A 17,353-nucleotide genomic window follows, 5' to 3' on the forward strand; every position below is an offset into this window, starting at 1 on the left:
TACCCACGTCCGGTCGACCACGAAGGTGTTGTGTTCTGGGCGAACCGGCGCGGAATCCGGGATCCGCAGGACGGGAAGTGCAGGCCTTACCCGGGTGGGTGCTTGTGACTCAACGTAGTGCGCGATACACCTGAGATCGCTGTGGCGAAATCTGGGAACGCCGTGGCGAGCAACCGTGACGCAACCCAGCCACAGGAAACCGCGAAACGCGAGATCGATCCCGGGCAAGACCATCACTGAAGATCGCGGAGCGGCGGACAAGGGAGAGGCGGACTGCTCATGACCACCACCGAGGAGAACTCCACCGGACGCTACCTGGTGCTGCTGGAGGACAACTCGACCATCATCGGAACCCGCGAACTGTCCCGGCTGACCGGCATCCGCTGCGCCAACACCGCCGATGCCGCCGGTGCGGCGCCCGGTGAGCTGTTCCGCAGCGCCGGTGGGATCGTGCTGCACGACCTCGGCGTCGCGTTGATCAGCGCGGACGACGACCAGTTCAACTCGCTGCGGCAGGCGGCGGGCGAAACCGGCCCGATCGCCGGGATCGAGGCCGAGCGCCGGGTGTTCGCCATCGGCGGCCCGTCCGCCGCCGCCGAGGACGGCGAGTTCACCTGGGGGCTGCAGGAGGTGCGCGCCGACCGCAGCCAGGCCACCGGCAAGGACGTCCGGGTCGCGGTGCTCGACACCGGTCTGGACCTCAAGCACCCCGACTTCGCCGGCCGCGACATCGTCACCGGCTCCTTCGTCGAGGGCCAGGACGTCCAGGACGGGCACGGCCACGGCACGCACGTGATCGGGACCTCCTGCGGGCCGCGGACCTCCGCGGAGGGGCCGGGCTACGGCATCGCCTCGGAGGCCAGCATCTACGCGGGCAAGGTGCTCGGCGACGACGGTTCGGGCACCGACGGCGGCATCCTGTCGGGCATCCAGTGGGCGATCTCCAACGGCTGCGCGGTGGTGTCGATGTCGCTGGGGGCGCCCACCGAACCCGGTGCGCCGTACTCCGACGCGTTCGAGAAGGTCGCGCAGCGGGCGATGGAGCGCGGCACGCTGATCATCGCCGCGGCGGGCAACGAGAGCCAGCGCTCGGCAGGCGCGATCGCGCCCGTCGGCCACCCGGCGAACTGCCCGTCGATCATGGCCATCGGCGCGCTCGACTCGCAGCTGCAGATCGCCGACTTCTCCTCCGGCACGGTCGACCAGATCGGGCAGGTCGACCTGGCGGGCCCCGGCGTCGACGTCTACTCAAGCTGGCCGGGCGCGGAGCGCTACCGCAAGCTCAGCGGCACCAGCATGGCCACTCCGCACGTCGCAGGCGTGGCCGCGCTCTACGCCCAGCAGTACCCGGAGCGGGCGTGGGGCCTGTGGGCGCGGTTGTCGCAGACGGCCCGCCGGCTGCCGCTGGCCGCCACCGACGTGGGCGCCGGGCTGGTCCAGGCACCGTGACGAAGGGGCTGCCTCCGGGCGAGGCGAATCGCCCGGAGGCAGCCCTGCGCACCGTCCCGCGCCGGTCACTCTCCGTCGTAAATGGCCTGCGCGGCGACCTTCGTGCAGTTGCCGAGATCTTCGGCCGCCGCAGCCGCCTGGTCGAGCGCGACGTGCGCCTCCGAAGGCTCGGTGCTGTTGGGTTGCTCGCAGGCGGCGGCCAGCCCGTCGAGCTGACGGGCGAGCCGCGCGCTGGTCGCGGTGATGAGCAGCAGCGCCTCCCGCGCCTCGACGAGCGCCTCCGGCGATGTGACGAGTTCCCGGGCGCTGCGCTCCAGCCGGTGACCGGCCTGCCCGATCAAGTCGGTAGTCGCCTCGACGTCCCGCCGACGCGGCGTGCCGCTGCTCATCTGGTCGCTCCCCACCGGATCCGGTCGGCGGCCCGACGTGCTCGAACCGTCACGCCGTCGGGTTACCCGAGCGGGTCGATCGACATTCCTCACCAGCGGGTGCGGAGGCTCACCGCGGCCACCGCGCTGATCGCGGCCGCGGCGACTCCGAACCGCCGCGACCCGGACACGGCCACCCGGCGGCGGAACACGTCGTAACCGGACTCCACGATGCAGTCCAGGATCTCCCCGTAGAGCGTGAACGCGGTGCGCACGCAGGGGCGCGAACGGGCCGACAGCAGCGCGATGCCGGGCTCGGCGCTCCGGTAGAGCGCGCGAGTGCGCGCCACCTGGTCGGCCAAGGCCTGGCGCACCCGGCCCTCGGGGCGGCCGGTGCGCCGGCACCACGCCAGCCGCTCGCGGTCCACGCCGAACGCGGCCAGCTCCTCCAGCGGCAGGTAGACCCGGCCGCGGTCGAGGTCCTCACCGACATCGCGCAGGAAGTTGGTCAGCTGGAAGGCCTCGCCCAGCGCGGCGGCGTAGGGGGCGGCCTCCGCGGCGGGCGAGACCGTGCCGAGCACCGGGAGGAGCTGGAGGCCGATCACCGCGGCAGATCCGTGCACGTAGGCGTCCAGCTCGGCACGGGTGGGGTAGTCGCGAACCGTCAGGTCCATCCGCATCGACGCCATGAAGTCGGTGAACAGGGCCGTGTCGATGGCGTGCCGCGAGGTGGTGTCGACCAGCGCGGCGATGATCGGGTTCCGGCTGTGCCCGGCCCGCAGCGCGGCGCGCAGCTCGCCGTCCAGCCGGTCGACCGCCTGCTGGCGCTCGTGCACCGTCCGCGGCCCCGTCTCGTCGACGATGTCGTCCACCCACCGCGCGAACCCGTAGAGCGCGTGCACGGAGGGTCGCTGAGCGGGCGCCAGCAGGCGGGTGGCCAGGAAGTAGGTGCGGCCGTGCTCGGCGTTGAGCGCCCGGCACCGCTGGTAGGCGGCGTGCAGGTGCTCCGGGATGCGGGCGGCGTCGAGCTCGCGGCGCGCTGCCGCCGACGACCTGGTGCCCGTGTCCATACCGGAAATCACAGCACACCGAGTGCGCAGGTGTGCGCACGGTGGCCGCTCGTGGTGAACCCCGTCACGTCCGGAGTCCGAAGAGGACAGTACCCGCGAGGTGCCCGGCTCAAACCCGGTCAGCCGAGCCCGCTTTCGTCGAGCGCTTCGTCCAGGCCGTCGAGCAGCACGACGCCGAGGGTGTTGGCGACCGAGCCGGTCGCCAGGTCGGTGCGCAACCGCTGCGCCAGGATCCGGACCCGCCCCGCGTCCGGCCGGTCCTGGCGGGTCGCCTCGCACAGCCGCTGGGCGGTCGATTCGATCTCGACGGTGTCGCCGTAGCGCGCGTGCACCGTCGGCAGCGCCAGCAGCACCACCTTGGCGACGCGCGTCAGCCCGGAGTAGTCGATGCGGTGCGGCGCCTCCTCGATCGCCGACCGCGCCTGCGGCACCGCGCCCTCGGGCGGCGCGTCGAGCACCGCCACCGACTGCGACCGGGACCAGGACGTGATGTCACCGCCGTGCCTGCCCGCGCAGATCAGCCCGGAACCGGTGAGCCCGGCCCGGGCCGGGGTGCCCAGCTGCCCGACCCCGCTGGTGGCGATCAGCTCGCGTTCCCGCAGCTCCGCCAGCACGTCGGCCAGCTCGGCCCACGACGGCTGGACGGCGGCCGCCTCGGCCGCCGCGCTGCCGAAGAAGTCCGCGACCTCCGGCCGGAAGCGGTGATCTTCGTAGAGGTACCGGAGGAAGGCGCGAGCGATCGACTCAAGCCGTGCCAAAACCGCCTCCAAAAGCGTGCTCGTCCGCGTTGTCCGGGCGAGAGGGAGGGAGGACCGCGGGGCTGTCGAACCGGCGATCGGCGTGTCACGTCGCCCCGGAAGCGCTCTCGCCGTCCCCAGTTCAGCGAATGCGCTTCGGCGACCGCCGGGCCCCGAACGGCCACAACGCATGGAAGCCTAAGCGGACCGATGGCTAGATCGCAGGGGACTTTTGTCACCCACACGCTGATTTTCGCGTTGCTGCCAGGAACTTTCGCGTCGCATCCGGTGCGTTCCGGTTGGTAACCGCAACCGCCCGCGGGCGTGGAGGGGGAACTTCACGGTGCCGGGCGAGGTGGGAAATGCGGTGGCGCTCTTCGCCCGAGGTAGGGGGAGTTGCCCACCTCGGGGGCAGCGCGGGGCCACCGGTCGCGGCCGACATCCACCCCTGCCACGACCGGCGGCCGTCTCGTGCGCGATCCCCTCTTCGTCGCGCACGCGCGCGGGCGCTCCAGAACGCCCACATGATCTAGACCGGCTCGGCCTCCAGGCGTGACGTGAGTCTGCGAAGAATTTTCACGCGGGATTCCCCGACCCGGTGCGCAGCCCGTCGAACGCGATCTTGGTCACCGCGTCGGCGACCTGCTCGGCGCGCAGCCCGCGGCTGGGCCGGTACCACTCGATGATCGAGTTGACCATGCCGAACAGCAGCCGGGTGGTCAGCGCCGGATCGACGTCCGGGCGGATGCTGCCCTCCGCCTCGGCCTGCTCGACCAGATCGCTGACGACCAGGTCGAACTCGCGGCGGCGGGCCAGCGCCTGCCGCTCGACCCGGGTGTTGCCGCGCACCCGCAGCAGCAGCGTGACGAACGGCAGCTCGGTCACCAGCACCTCGATGCTGCGCCGCACGACGTGCTCCAACCGGTCGATCGCGCGACCGGTCGTCGACGCCTCCTCCTCGACCACCGCGAACAGGGCGTCCAGCGCCCGGTTGACGCTGAGCCGCAGCAGCTCGTCCTTGCCCGAGACGTGGTAGTAGATCGCCGATTTGGTGATGCCCAGCCGCTGCGCGAGGGCCTCCATGCTGGTGCCCTCGTAGCCGCGTTCGTTGAACACGCGCACGGAGACGTCCAGAAGCCTGCCCAGGTCGTAGCCCGGTCGGCCCCGGCGAGTGCTCCGTCCAGCGTTGTCAGCCATGGTCCCGAGTATTTCAGTGCCGTATTCGATCCTGGTTTCGGTCTTCGTCTTGAAGCGGCGTAGCCGCTTAGCCCGCCCCGCAGCTTGCACCGCTGCGGGTTCTCAGGCGTCGTCTGGCGAGGACAGCCCGTTCGCCGTGTATTGGACATACACAAGAACGGGCTCCCGCAGACCAGGCGGCGCCTGAGGTTCCGCCACCGGCACCGCTATGCAGAACGAGTTCGTCAGACTTGCATTGACCGGCCGGTCGGTCAGGATTGGCGGCGGTCGACGATCCGGCGGAGTTTGCCCACGGAGCGCTCCAGGGTGTCCGGGTCCACCACCGCGATCTCGGTGCTGATGCCGACCCCGTCCTTGATCGCGCGCACCAGCTCGGCCGCGGCGGCCGCCCGCCGCGGCTCCGGGCAGTCGGTCCGGGCCTCCACGCGCACGGTCATCACGTCCATCCGCTCCTGCTTGGTGAGCACCAGCTGGAAGTGCGGGGAGAGCCCGTCGGTGCGCAGCACCAGCTCCTCGATCTGGGTGGGGTAGACGTTGACCCCGCGCAGGATGATCATGTCGTCGCTGCGACCGGTGATCTTGGCCATCCGGCGCATCGGCCGCGCCGTGCCCGGCAGCAGGCGGGTCAGGTCGCGGGTGCGGTACCGGATGATCGGCATCGCCTCCTTGGTCAGCGAGGTGAACACCAGCTCGCCCTCGCTGCCGTCGGGCAGCACCTCCTCGGTGAACGGGTCGATCACCTCGGGGTAGAAGTGGTCCTCCCAGATGTGCGGGCCGTCCTTGGTCTCCGCGCACTCGTTGGCCACCCCGGGGCCCATCACCTCGGACAGGCCGTAGATGTCGACCGCGTCGAGGTCCAGCCGCTGCTCGATCTCCTGGCGCATCTGCTCGGTCCAGGGCTCGGCGCCGAGGATGGCGGTGCGCAGCGAGGTGCCGCGCGGATCGATGCCCTGCCGCTCGAACTCGTCGATCAGGGTGAGCAGGTAGGACGGCGTGACCATGATGATCTCGGGCTGGAAGTCCTGGATGATCTGCACCTGCCGGGCGGTCATGCCGCCGGAGGCGGGGATGACGGTGCACCCGAGCCGCTCGGCGCCGTAGTGCGCGCCGAGGCCGCCGGTGAACAGCCCGTAGCCGTAGGCGACGTGCACCCGGTGCCCGGCGCGGCCGCCCGACGCGCGGATGGAGCGCGCGACGAGGTCCGCCCAGTTCCGCAGGTCCCCTTCGGTGTAGCCGACCACCGTGGGCTTGCCGGTGGTGCCGCTGGAGGCGTGCAGCCTGCGGATCTGCTCGCGCGGGACCGCGAACATGCCGTACGGGTAGTTGTCCCGCAGGTCCTGCTTGGTGGTGTGCGGGAACTTCGCCAGGTCGGCCAGGCTGCGGCAGTCCTCCGGGCGGATTCCGGCCCGGTCGAACTTCGCCCGGTACAGCGGCACGTTCTCGTAGGCGTGCCGCAGCGTCCACTGCAGCCGTTCCAGCTGCACGGCGGCCAGCTCGTCGGCCGAGTACCGCTCCGCGGCGTCGAGCTCGGCCGGGTCCGGTGCGGCGCCGAGCCTGCGCGGCGCGGAGTGCGCTTCGGTGGTCGCGGTCATCGCGTCGCTCCTTCGGGCTCGCCGGCCGGTGCCGGACCGATCGATCGGCTGTGCCCGCGGAACTCGGCGATCAGCTCCTCGCCGCGGTGCACGGAGACGTCGTAGATCCCGCTGCGCCCGTACCGGGTGCGCTCCACCGCGCTGGCGGTGAGCTCGTCGCCGAGCCGCGCCGGGCGGACGAAGGTGACGTCCGCGCGGGCCGCGACGGTGGTCGGGCCGTGGCTGTTGCAGGCGCACGCGAAGGTCGTGTCGGCGAGCAGGAAGAGGTAGCCTCCGTGGGCGATCCCGTGCCCGTTGACCATCGTCTCGGTGATGGTCATCCGGGCGCGGGCGGTCCCGCTGCCCACGTCGAGCAGTTCGATGCCCAGCGCCTGGGAGGCGCGGTCGTCGTCGAACATCACCTGGGCCGGATTGCGCCTCGTCGCGCTGGGTTCCTGCACTGTGCACCGCCTAGCTACCGAACGAACAGTCAGTAATTAATCCCGCTCGGTCCTGGCCTGTCAAGGACCATCGTCCGAAGTGGTCTTCCTGGTTCGGTCAAGGCGGATTTCGCCGTTTCGGGTGGTGTTCCCCGGGGAACGCCCGTGCTAGTTTTTCGAATGAACGGTCAGTAAAAGAAATCCGTGAACACGCTGCCCGCGGAACCGGGCTTGAGGAGGTCGGAGTGCATGGCTGCCCTGCGGAGCTACGTCAACGGTGACTGGCACACGCCGGCGGAGGACGGCGTGCCGTTGCACGACGCGGTGACCGGTGACGAGGTCGCACGCGTTTCCTCGGCCGGGGTCGACATGGCCGCCGCGCTGGCGCACGGCCGCGAACGCGGCGGGCCGGCGCTGGCCGAGCTGACCTTCCACCAGCGGGGCGCCCTGCTGAAGAGCCTCGCCTCGTACCTGCTCGAGCACCGGGAAGAGCTGTACGCCCTGTCGGCGCGCACCGGCGCGACGCTCGGCGACTCGAAGTTCGACGTCGACGGCGGCATCGGCGTGCTGTTCGGCTACTCCAGCAAGGGCCGGCGCGAGATGCCGAACAGCACCGTCTACGTCGACGGCGCGGTGGAGCCGCTGGGCAAGGGCGGCACCTTCGTCGGCCAGCACGTCTGCACCCCGCTGCGCGGTGTCGCGGTGCAGATCAACGCGTTCAACTTCCCGGTGTGGGGGCCGCTGGAGAAGTTCGCGCCTGCCTTCCTCGCGGGCGTGCCCACGCTGGTCAAGCCGGCCAGCCAGACCGCCTACCTCACGCACCGGCTGGTGGAGCTGATGATCGGCTCCGGGCTGCTGCCGGAGGGCTCGCTGCAGCTGGTGTGCGGCAGCGTCGGCGACCTGTTCGAGCACCTCACCGACCAGGACCTGGTGTCGTTCACCGGCTCCGCGGCCACCGGGCAGCGGCTGCGCGCGCACCCGGTGGTGGCGGCGAACTCGGTGCGCTTCAACGTCGAGGCCGACTCGCTGAACTGCTCGATCCTGGGCCCGGACGCGGTGCCCGGCACCGCGGAGTTCGACCTGTTCGTCAAGCAGCTGGTCACCGAGATGACGGTCAAGGCGGGGCAGAAGTGCACCGCGATCCGCCGCGCCATCGTGCCCGCGGGCCTGATGGAAGAAGTGGTGGACGCGGCCAAGGCGCGGTTGGAGAAGGTCGTCGTGGGCAACCCGTCCGCGCCGGGGGTGCGGATGGGTGCGCTGGCCAGCCTCGAACAGCGCGAGGAGGTCCGGCGCTCGCTGAAGGCGTTGCTGGAAGCCGGAACCCTCGTGCACGGCGACCCCGATCGGGTCGAGGTCGTCGACGCGGACCCGGAGCGCGGCGCGTTCCTGTCCCCGCTGCTGGTCCGCTGCGACGACCCGGACCAGCCGCAGCCGCACGAGGTGGAGGCGTTCGGGCCGGTCAGCACGCTGCTGCCCTACGAGAGCACGGAGCACGCGGTCGACCTCGCCCGGCGGGGCAGGGGCAGCCTGGCCGGTTCCGTGGTCAGCGCCGACCTCGGTTTCAGCTGCGCCGTGGTGCTGGGCGCGGCGTCCCGGCACGGCCGGATGCTGGTGCTCAACCGCGACAACGCCGAGGAGAGCACCGGGCACGGCTCCCCGCTGCCCGCGCTGGTCCACGGCGGACCGGGCCGGGCCGGCGGCGGCGAGGAGATGGGCGGGATCCGCGGCGTCCTGCACCACATGCAGCGCACGGCGGTGCAGGCCGACCCGGCGACGCTGACCGCGATCACCGGGCAGTGGGTGACCGGGGGCCCGCAGCTGTTCACCGACGTGCACCCGTTCCGCAAGCACCTGGAGGAGCTGAAGGTCGGCGACACGGTGATCGCCGGCCCGCGCCGGGTGACGCAGGAGGACGTGGCGCACTTCGCCGAGTTCACCGGCGACACCTTCTACGCTCACACCGACGAGGAGGCCGCCCGGGCCAACCCGTTCTTCGACGGCCGGGTCGCGCACGGCTACCTGGTGGTCTCCTTCGCCGCCGGGCTGTTCGTCGACCCGGAGCCGGGTCCGGTGCTGGCCAACTACGGGCTGGAGAACCTCCGGTTCCTCACGCCGACCTACCCCGGCGACGAGATCACCGTGACCCTGACCGCCAAGCAGATCACGCCGCGGGTCGGAGCGGAGCACGGCGAGGTCCGCTGGGACGCGGACGTGACCAACCAGGACGGTGCCTCGGTGGCCAAGTACGACGTGCTCACCCTGGTCGCGAAGCGGCCGGAGACCCAGGAGTGACCATGACGACCACGGTGCGGGCCGATCAGCTCGGGGACGCCGAGCTGCAGCGGCACTTCGACGAGCGGATCGCCCACGACCAGCGCATCGAGCCCCGCGACTGGATGCCGGAGGGCTACCGCAAGACCCTCGTGCGCCAGATCGCGCAGCACGCGCACTCCGAGATCATCGGCATGCAGCCGGAGGGCAACTGGCTGACCAGGGCGCCGAGCCTGCGGCGCAAGGCGATCCTGCTGGCCAAGGTGCAGGACGAGGCCGGGCACGGGCTCTACCTGTACTCCGCGGCCGAAACCCTGGGCGTGGACCGCCAGGAGCTGACCGAGAAGCTCATCGACCGGCGGCAGAAGTACTCGTCGATCTTCAACTACCCGACGCTGACCTTCGCCGACATCGGCGTGATCGGCTGGCTGGTCGACGGTGCGGCGATCTGCAACCAGGTGCCGCTGTGCCGCAGCTCGTTCGGCCCGTACGCGCGGGCGATGGTGCGCGTGTGCAAGGAGGAGTCGTTCCACCAGCGGCAGGGCTACGAGCTGCTGATGACGATGATGCGCGGCACCGCCGAGCAGCGGGAGATGGTGCAGGAGGCCACCGACCGGTGGTGGTGGCCATCGCTGATGATGTTCGGCCCGCCCGACGGGGACTCGCCCAACACCCAGCAGTCGATGGCGTGGCGGATCAAGCGGCACACCAACGACGAGCTGCGGCAGAAGTTCGTGGACATGACGGTTCCGCAGGCGGCGGCGCTCGGCGTCACGCTGCCCGACCCGGAGCTGCGCTGGAACGCCGAGCGCGGGCACCACGACTTCGGCGAGCCCGACTGGTCGGAGCTCAAGCGCGTCATCAGCGGCGGCGGGCCGTGCAACGAGCAGCGGCTGGCCAGGCGCCGGGCCGCGCACGAGGACGGGCAGTGGGTGCGCGAAGCGGCAGCCGCCCACGCCGCGAAGCAGGCCGCACGAGAGGAGGTCGCGCGATGAGTTCGGACGCCGAGGTGGGCGCGCCGCGTCCCTCGTGGCCGCTGTTCGAGGTCTTCGTCCGGGGCAAGCGGGGGCTCAACCACGTGCACGTGGGTTCGCTGCACGCGCCGGACGAGCAGATGGCGCTGCACAACGCGCGGAACCTGTACACCCGCCGCAACGAGGGCGTGAGCATCTGGGTGGTGCGGGCGGACGCGATCACCGCGTCCAGCCCGGACGAGAAGGACCCGTTCTTCGCGCCCAGCGGCGACAAGGTGTACCGGCACCCCACCTTCTACCGGATCCCCGACAACGTCCCGCACATGTGAGGTCGGCTCAATGTCGTTCGACAACGCCTACGAGGCGCTGACCGCCGCCGAACCCGACGGCGAGTCCCGCTGGGCCTTCGGCACCGGGTTCGACGATCCGCTGTCCGGTGTGGACACGACGCTGCCCGCCGGTGTCGACGGCGCCGAGTTCAGCCGCTACCTGCTGATGCTCGGCGACGACGCGCTGATCGCCTCGCACCGGCTCACCGAGTGGGTCACCCGCGCTCCGGAGCTGGAGGACGAGCTGGCGCTGGCCAACATCGCGCTCGACCTGCTGGGCCAGGCCAGGCTGCTGCTGGCCCGCGCCGGGCAGGCCGACGGCAGCGGCCGGGCCGAGGACGAGCTGGCGTACTTCCGCGACGAGCGGGAGTTCCGCAACGTGCGGCTGGTCGAATCGCCCAACGGCGACTTCGCGCAGACCACCGCGCGGCTGCTGGTGTTCGCCACCTGGCGGCTGGCGCTGTTCGGCCGGCTCGCGGAATCCCGCGACCCGGTGCTGGCGGCGATCGCGGCCAAGGGCGTCAAGGAGCTGACCTACCACCGCGACTACGCGGCGCAGTGGGCGGTGCGGCTCGGCGACGGCACCGAGGTGTCGCACACCCGGATGCAGCGCGGCCTGGACGAGGTGTGGCCGCTGGTCGGCGAGCTGTTCACGCCGCACGAGACCGAGCTGCGGATGGCCACGGCCGGGATCGGCGCCGACCCGGCGGAGGTGCGCGCCGAGTTCGACGAGGTGATCGACCAGGTCCGCACCGCGGCGGCGCTGCGGCGACCGGACGTCCCGGAGCTGGCCGGCGTCGGCGGGCGCAGCGGTCGGGACGGCATCCACACCGAGCACCTGGGCTACCTGCTGGCGGAGATGCAGAGCCTGGCCCGAGCACACCCGGAGGCGACGTGGTGACGAGCACGCAGCCCGGTCTCCAGCACGCCCGCGCAGTCGCCGAGTCGGTCACCGACCCGGAGCTGCCGGTGCTGACGCTGGCCGATCTCGGCGTCCTGCGGGAAGTGGAGCTGACCGAGGACGGCACCGTGGTCGTGTCCATCACCCCGACCTACTCGGGGTGCCCGGCGATGCGCGAGATGCGCAGCGACCTGAGCACCCGGCTGCGCGCAGCGGGCTTCGCCGAGGTCGAGGTGCGGACGGTGCTGGATCCGCCCTGGACCACGGACTGGATCAGCGCGGCCGGGCGGCGCAAGCTCGCCGACTACGGCATCGCCCCGCCCGGCGCCGCGCCGCACCGCGCCGCCGGTCCGGTGCCCCTGACGCTGACGCCTCCGAGTCCGCGGGTCAGCTGCCCGCAGTGCGGTTCACCGGACACGGAACGCGTTTCGCAGTTCGGCTCGACCGCGTGCAAGGCGTTGCGCCGGTGCCGCGCGTGCCACGAGCCCTTCGAGCACATCAAGGAGATCTGACGTGGTCCGTCCCGCCCCCGTCGAGGCCCCCGCCCCGCCCGCGGCCCGCCGTCGCACCGAGTTCCACCCGCTGCGCGTCAGCGGCGTGGAGCGGCTGTGCGAGGACGCGGTCGCGGTGAGCTTCGACGTTCCGCCGGAACTCGCCGACGAGTTCGCCTTCCGGCCCGGGCAGTCGCTGACGCTGCGCCGTCGCGTCGACGGCCGCGAGGAGCGCCGGTCGTACTCGATCTGCGCGCCGCGCGGTGCGGCCTTGCGGATCGGGGTGCGCCACGTCGCGGGCGGGCTGTTCTCCAGCTGGCTGGTGCACGAGGTCGAGCCCGGCGACGAGATCGAGGTCCTGCCGCCGACCGGTGGTTTCACGCCGGACCTGACCGCCCACGAGCGGCATGTGTGCATCGCGGCGGGATCGGGGATCACACCGGTGCTGTCGATCGCGGCCACCGTGCTGCGCGAGACCGATGCGACGGTGACGCTGCTGTACGGCAACCGCCGCAGCGGCACGGTGATGTTCGCCGACGAGCTGGCCGACCTGAAGGACCGCTACCCGAGCCGGCTGGAGCTGGTGCACGTCCTCTCGCGGGAACCGCGCGAGTCGGAGCTGTTCACCGGCAGGCTGGACGCGGCGAAGATCCGGTCCCTGCTGTCCACAGTGGTCGACGCCGGGGCGGTGGACCAGTGGTGGTTGTGCGGACCGTTCGGGATGGTCACCGATGCCCGGGACGTGCTGCGCGACAGCGGCGTGACCAGCGAGCGCGTCCACCAGGAGCTGTTCTACGTGGAGGACGCGCCACCGGAACCGGCGCACCACGAGGAACCGGCCATCGACGGACCCACCAGCGAGGTGACCGTCGTGCTCGACGGCCGTTCGACGCCGATGACGCTGCCCCGCGACGTGCCGGTCCTGGACGCGGCCCAGCGGGTCCGCCCGGACCTGCCGTTCGCCTGCAAGGGCGGAGTCTGCGGAACCTGCCGGGCCAAGGTCACCTGCGGTGAGGTACGGATGCGCCGCAACTTCGCCCTGGAGGACTCCGAGCTGGACCAGGGCTTCGTGCTCACCTGCCAATCGCTGCCGACCACCGACGAGGTGACGATCGACTTCGACGCCTGAGCCGGGTTTGCAGACTCGTTGTGCGTGGCGGCGCGGGTGGGGTGTGCGCCTGCGGCCGTTCCCGCGGTATAGCGCGGTGCTCGCCGCGATTTCGGTTGCCGGCCAAGAGGAACGGACTCGCTCGCAAGGTTCGTTCTACCTGGCCGTGTCCAGGAACGGGGCTCCGGCTCAGGACGCCTTGCGGGACCGGCGGCCACCGGCGGGTTTCTCCGCGGTGGCCTCGGCGACCGCGGACTCCAGCTCGGCGCGCTTCATCTTGGACCTGCCCTTGATCCCGAGATCCTTCGCGCGGCTGTCGAGCTCGGCCTTGCTCAGCTCGGAGAGGTCCTCCGCTCCGCTCGGCGCGCGGCCCTTGCGCGCCGCGTCGACGCTGCGCCGCAACGCCTCGGTGAGGTCGATGACGTCGGTCGGCTTCGGCGGGGCCTCGGCGGCCTCGATCTCGCCGCCGTGCGCCTTCTCGGCGAGCAGCTCCTCGACCTTCGCCGTGTAGGTGTCCTCGTACTCCTCGGGCTCCCACGGGCCGCTCATCGACTCGATGATGGTGGTGGCCATGGTGAGTTCCTTCGACGACGGTCCGGACTGCTCGGGCTGGTCGCCGACGAGGTCGGCGGGATCGCGGATCTCGTCGGCGAAGTACAGCGTGTTCAGCGCCAGCACGTCGGAGTCGGCTCGCACGGCGGTCAGGTACTGCTTGCCGCGCAGCACGAACGTCGCGATGCCCGCCTGCCCGGTGTCCTGCATGGCCCGCCGCAGCAGGTTGTACGGGCGGAAGTGCTCCTTGCTGTTCGGCGCCAGCCAGTAGGTCTTCTGGAAGTGCACCGGGTCGATCTCGGCGAGGTCGACGAACGTGGTGATGTCGATGGTGCGGGAGCGCCCGGGGGCGATCTCGTCCAGCTCGGACTGCTCGACGACGATCACCCCGCCCTCGTACTCGCGGCCCTTGACGATGTCGTTGTAGCCGACCTCCTCGCCGGTGCGCTCGTTGACCCGCTTGTACCGGATGCGGTCGGTGGTACCGCGCTCGTACTGGTGGAACTGCACGGTGTGGTCCTCGGTCGCGGCGTAGAGGCCGACCGGGATGGTCACCAGGCCGAAGTTGATCGACCCGGTCCAGATCTTGCGCGGCATGGCAGCCTCCCATCGCCCCCGCCGTCCACGATGCGGTCGCGGCGGCAAGATCGCAGAACTCGGTGTTTCCCGGTGCAGGTCACCGGGGAACGACGCGGTGCGTGCCGTCGGGGAGCCGCCGCGTCCGGCCGCGGTGGGCGAGCAGTTCGAGCAGCGGGACCGCCACGCGCCGGGAGGTGTCGAGCGCCTGCCGGGCCTGGCTGAGGGTGAACGGCTCGGGCAGCGAGACCAGCCGGTCCACGGCCGCCTGCTCGGCGTCGGGCAGCAGGACCAGTCCGGGAGCGATCCGGAGCAACTCGCCGACGCGTGCGGCCGCCGCCAGTTCCCGATCTCCGAGCCCCCAGTCCGCGAGCTCGGCGGCGGTCGGCGCGCGGAACGGGTGGTCGAGCAGCGCCTCGCGGACGGCGGCGACGGCGCGGTGGACGTGCTCGGGCAGCCGGGCGTGCTCGTGGTGCAGCTGTCCGGCTCGCAACGCGATTCCCGCTGTTGCCGCGACCTGCCCGACCAGCGCCTGGTCGGGCAGGCCCAGTGCCCGGCGAGCGGCTTCCACCGGCATCCCGGCGGCCAGCGGCTCGTCCTGCTCGTGCTGGGCGAGCAGCTCGACCAGCCGGGCGGCGAGTTCGGCGAGGTGCGCCTCGGAGATCAGCCACCGACCCGGCCGCGGCGGGCTCGCACCCATCGCGCGCAGCTCATCGGCCCTGATCACGCGGCGTCTGTCCAGCTCGGCGCGCCCGTCGGGAGAAGTGCTCATCGCCGCCAGCTCGGCGGCGCGGGCCCGCGCCGCACCGCGCCTGGTCAGCGCAGGCGGCCGCACGTCGAGCACGTGCAGACCACTGTGGATCCGGTGACCGCCCGGATCGCGCAGCAGCGCCCGGTCGCCGATGCGCAGCGGCAGCGGCAGGCGTGCGGTCAGCCGCGCGTGCACCGGGCCGAGCGGCCGGACCCGCACCGGGGTGGCGAGGGAGCCGATGTGCAGCACGAGTTCCGCGGGCCAGGCCGCCGGTGCCGGGTGGACACGGACGTCGAAGACCTCGGTGGTCGACCAGCGGCCCGGAGCGAGCAGCGCATCGCCGCGCCGGGCTCGTGCGCAGTCGACGCCGCGGAGGTTTACCGCTACCCGCGCCACGGCCTCGACCTGCGATTCGGGGGAGCCGAGGGCTTGGAGCCCGCGAACGGTGCAGTCGATACCGGCCGGATGCAACCGCAGGTGGTCGTCGATGCGCAGAGTCCCCGCGGTGAGCGTGCCGGTCACGACGGTGCCCGCGCCGCGCACGGTGAACACCCGGTCGATCCACAGCCGCACGTCGGCATCGCGGTCCGGTGGCGGGAGGCGGTGGAACAGGGCGCCGAGTTCACCCCGCAGTGCGTCGACACCGGCACCGGTCACGCCGCTGACCTGCACCGCGGGAATGCCTGCGAGGGTCGTCCCGGCGAGCCGGGCCACGGCCTGCTCGGTCGCCGCCGCCGGATCGGCCAGGTCGCTGCGGGTCACCGCGAGCACGCCGTGGCGGACTCCGAGCGCGTTCAGCGCGTCGAGGTGCTCGTCCGACTGCGGCATCCAGCCCTCGTCGGCGGCGACGACGAACAGCACCGCGGGTACCGGCCCGATCCCGGCCAGCATGTTCGGCACGAACCGCTCGTGCCCGGGCACGTCGACGAACGCGGCGGTGCAGCCGTCGGCGAGCCGCGTCCAGGCGAATCCGAGGTCGATGGTCAGCCCGCGGCGCCGTTCCTCGGCCCACCGGTCCGGGTCGGTCCCGGTGAGCCGGTGGACGAGCGTGGACTTGCCGTGGTCGACGTGCCCTGCGGTGGCGATGACGTGCACCAGTGCCTGTCTCCGAACCGGGTCGGCGGAAGGGCTCCGAACACGACCACTACGCCACGGCGTGCCCGGCCTCGCAAACCGCGCGAGTCAGGTCGCGGCCAGCACGGCACGGCGCAGGTCGTCATCGTCCTCGGGCGGGAGCGCGGCGAGATCGAGCAGGCAGCGGTCGTGCGCGAGGCAGGCCAGGACTGCCGGCTCCCCGGCTCGCAGCAGCTCGGCGAATCGTGCGGGCAGCACGACCGCGGCGCTGGGCAGTGCCACGCCGGGTGCGCCGCCGCCACCGACCGTCGCTTCGCTCGACTGCGCGGACGCGGGGACACCGGCTGCGCTCAAGGCCTCCGCCAGCCGCTCGGCCCGCCGCAGCAGGCTCTGCTGGTCGCGGCGCAGCGCCTGCTCGATCGGTGTGCGCGGACCGCGCAGCGTCGCTTCGAGCGCCGCGAGGGTCAGCTTGTCGACGCGCATCGCCCGGGCCAGCGGGTGGTGGCGCAGCTGCTGCACGATCTCCGCGCGGCCCAGCAGCAGCCCCGCCTGCGGCCCCCCGAGCAGCTTGTCGCCGCTGGCCAGGACCAGGTCGGCGCCGTCGGTCAGGACGCTCGTGGCGTCGGGTTCGGCGGGCAGCACCGGGTGCGGGTGCAGCAGGCCGGAGCCGATGTCGACCACCACCGCAGCGCCGATGCCGCGCAGCGCGGCGACCGGAACCGCCGAGGTGAAGCCGGTGATGACGAAGTTGGACGGGTGGACCTTGAGGACGAACCCGGTGTCCGGGCCGACGGCGGTCCGGTAGTCGTCGAGGTGGACCCGGTTGGTGGTGCCGATCTCCCGCAGCCGCGCGCCGGTGGCGGTGAGCAGTTCGGGGAGCCGGAAGCCATCGCCGATCTCGACCATCTCGCCGCGTGCCAGCACGATCTCGCGTCCCTGCGCCAGCGCGGTGGCGGCCAGCGAGAGCGCCGCGGCCCCGTTGTTGACCAGGTGAGCGGCCTCGGCTCGCGGCACGGCAGCCAGCAGCGCGGCCAGCGCCGCGGCCCCGCGCGGCCCGCGGCGGCCGGTGCTCAGGTCGAGCTCGACGTCGGTGGTGCCAGCGGCGTGCCCGAGAGCCTCGACGGCGGCGCGTGAAAGCGGAGCCCGGCCGAGGTTGGTGTGCAGCAGGACACCGGTGGCGTTGAGCACCGGGCGGCTGCTCGCCGCCGAATCCGGCAGCGCGGCAAGGGTTTCCGATATCACCGCGGAGACGGCGATCTCTCCGTCTCGCGCTCGCTGCTGCGCGGTGTGCACGGCCTGCTTGACCAGCTGGTGGCCGAGCCGGTACGCGGCGGCCGCCACCTCCGGGTGGGTCAGCACCCGGTCGGTGCCGGGCACGCGCTGCCGCGGGTCAGCCATGGTCCGCACTGTAGGGCCGCCCGGCCGGTGCGGCCCGGGGACGATCTGCAACAACATTCACTGTGACAATGAATATTGACAACTTCGGTAGGCTCC

The 17,353-nt window shown here is 72.1% G+C and carries 16 protein-coding genes; 7 read left to right on the top strand and 9 right to left on the bottom strand.

What is annotated here, in order from left to right; translation table 11 throughout:
• Positions 1-279 precede the first annotated feature (279 nt).
• Positions 280-1,449 (top strand): S8 family peptidase, encoded by a 1,170-nt coding sequence (locus tag OU416_RS03190; RefSeq protein ID WP_270925261.1) that lies wholly within the window; start codon positions 280-282, stop codon positions 1,447-1,449.
• Positions 1,450-1,514: 65 nt separating this feature from the next.
• Here OU416_RS03190 and OU416_RS03195 read toward each other — a convergent pair whose 3' ends face one another.
• The 6 genes from OU416_RS03195 to paaI form a co-directional block, all read right to left on the bottom strand.
• Complete coding sequence (locus OU416_RS03195) at positions 1,515-1,838, bottom strand: hypothetical protein (protein ID WP_270925262.1); 324 nt, start codon at positions 1,836-1,838, stop codon at positions 1,515-1,517.
• Between the two features lie 89 nt (positions 1,839-1,927).
• Positions 1,928-2,887, bottom strand: a complete 960-nt coding sequence (locus OU416_RS03200; RefSeq protein WP_270925263.1) for a phytoene/squalene synthase family protein — start codon at positions 2,885-2,887, stop codon at positions 1,928-1,930.
• A 119-nt stretch (positions 2,888-3,006) separates the two neighbouring features.
• The gene (locus tag OU416_RS03205; protein WP_270925264.1) at positions 3,007-3,645 is read right to left on the bottom strand and encodes a hypothetical protein; all 639 of its coding nucleotides are present in this window, start codon (positions 3,643-3,645) and stop codon (positions 3,007-3,009) included.
• A 555-nt stretch (positions 3,646-4,200) separates the two neighbouring features.
• Positions 4,201-4,821: a TetR/AcrR family transcriptional regulator gene (locus OU416_RS03210; protein ID WP_270925265.1), complete on the bottom strand. Its 621-nt coding sequence runs from the start codon at positions 4,819-4,821 to the stop codon at positions 4,201-4,203.
• 251 nt (positions 4,822-5,072) lie between these two features.
• Positions 5,073-6,413, bottom strand: coding sequence for a phenylacetate--CoA ligase PaaK (paaK, locus tag OU416_RS03215; protein ID WP_270925266.1), 1,341 nt, complete (start codon positions 6,411-6,413; stop codon positions 5,073-5,075).
• Positions 6,410-6,811: a hydroxyphenylacetyl-CoA thioesterase PaaI gene (gene paaI / locus OU416_RS03220; RefSeq protein ID WP_270925414.1), complete on the bottom strand. Its 402-nt coding sequence runs from the start codon at positions 6,809-6,811 to the stop codon at positions 6,410-6,412. Before paaI ends, paaK begins: the two co-directional genes overlap by 4 nt.
• 270 nt (positions 6,812-7,081) lie before the next feature.
• Here paaI and paaZ point away from each other — a divergent pair, with 270 nt between their 5' ends.
• Genes paaZ through paaE form a run of 6 tightly spaced genes read left to right on the top strand, consistent with a single transcriptional unit; the run spans position 7,082 to position 12,927 of the window.
• Positions 7,082-9,124 carry a phenylacetic acid degradation bifunctional protein PaaZ gene (paaZ, locus tag OU416_RS03225; RefSeq protein ID WP_270925267.1) on the top strand — a complete coding sequence of 681 codons (2,043 nt, stop codon included), beginning with the start codon at positions 7,082-7,084 and terminating at the stop codon, positions 9,122-9,124.
• A gap of 2 nt (positions 9,125-9,126) precedes the next feature.
• Positions 9,127-10,098, top strand: coding sequence for a 1,2-phenylacetyl-CoA epoxidase subunit PaaA (gene paaA, locus OU416_RS03230; protein WP_270925268.1), 972 nt, complete (start codon positions 9,127-9,129; stop codon positions 10,096-10,098).
• Entirely contained in the window at positions 10,095-10,406 is a 312-nt protein-coding gene (gene paaB / locus OU416_RS03235) for a 1,2-phenylacetyl-CoA epoxidase subunit PaaB (RefSeq protein WP_093145906.1), read from the top strand. Before paaA ends, paaB begins: the two co-directional genes overlap by 4 nt.
• A gap of 10 nt (positions 10,407-10,416) precedes the next feature.
• Complete coding sequence (paaC, locus tag OU416_RS03240) at positions 10,417-11,307, top strand: 1,2-phenylacetyl-CoA epoxidase subunit PaaC (RefSeq protein ID WP_270925269.1); 891 nt, start codon at positions 10,417-10,419, stop codon at positions 11,305-11,307.
• Positions 11,301-11,819 (top strand): 1,2-phenylacetyl-CoA epoxidase subunit PaaD, encoded by a 519-nt coding sequence (paaD, locus tag OU416_RS03245; protein ID WP_270925270.1) that lies wholly within the window; start codon positions 11,301-11,303, stop codon positions 11,817-11,819. The genes paaC and paaD overlap by 7 nt, the downstream gene beginning before the upstream one ends.
• A gap of 1 nt (position 11,820) precedes the next feature.
• On the top strand, positions 11,821-12,927 hold the full coding sequence (paaE, locus tag OU416_RS03250) for a 1,2-phenylacetyl-CoA epoxidase subunit PaaE (RefSeq protein ID WP_270925271.1): 1,107 nt from the start codon (positions 11,821-11,823) through the stop codon (positions 12,925-12,927).
• A 168-nt stretch (positions 12,928-13,095) separates the two neighbouring features.
• Here paaE and ku read toward each other — a convergent pair whose 3' ends face one another.
• The 3 genes from ku to selA all read right to left on the bottom strand — a co-directional run bounded on the left by ku (position 13,096) and on the right by selA (position 17,257).
• Complete coding sequence (gene ku / locus OU416_RS03255) at positions 13,096-14,055, bottom strand: non-homologous end joining protein Ku (protein ID WP_270925272.1); 960 nt, start codon at positions 14,053-14,055, stop codon at positions 13,096-13,098.
• 79 nt (positions 14,056-14,134) lie between these two features.
• Positions 14,135-15,880 (bottom strand): selenocysteine-specific translation elongation factor, encoded by a 1,746-nt coding sequence (gene selB / locus OU416_RS03260; RefSeq protein WP_270925273.1) that lies wholly within the window; start codon positions 15,878-15,880, stop codon positions 14,135-14,137.
• A gap of 87 nt (positions 15,881-15,967) precedes the next feature.
• Complete coding sequence (selA, locus tag OU416_RS03265; RefSeq protein WP_270925274.1) at positions 15,968-17,257, bottom strand: L-seryl-tRNA(Sec) selenium transferase; 1,290 nt, start codon at positions 17,255-17,257, stop codon at positions 15,968-15,970.
• Positions 17,258-17,353: the final 96 nt, after the last annotated feature.

The sequence above is a fragment of the Saccharopolyspora indica genome (assembly GCF_027853965.1).
Classification (GTDB): Bacteria; Actinomycetota; Actinomycetes; order Mycobacteriales; family Pseudonocardiaceae; genus Saccharopolyspora; species Saccharopolyspora indica.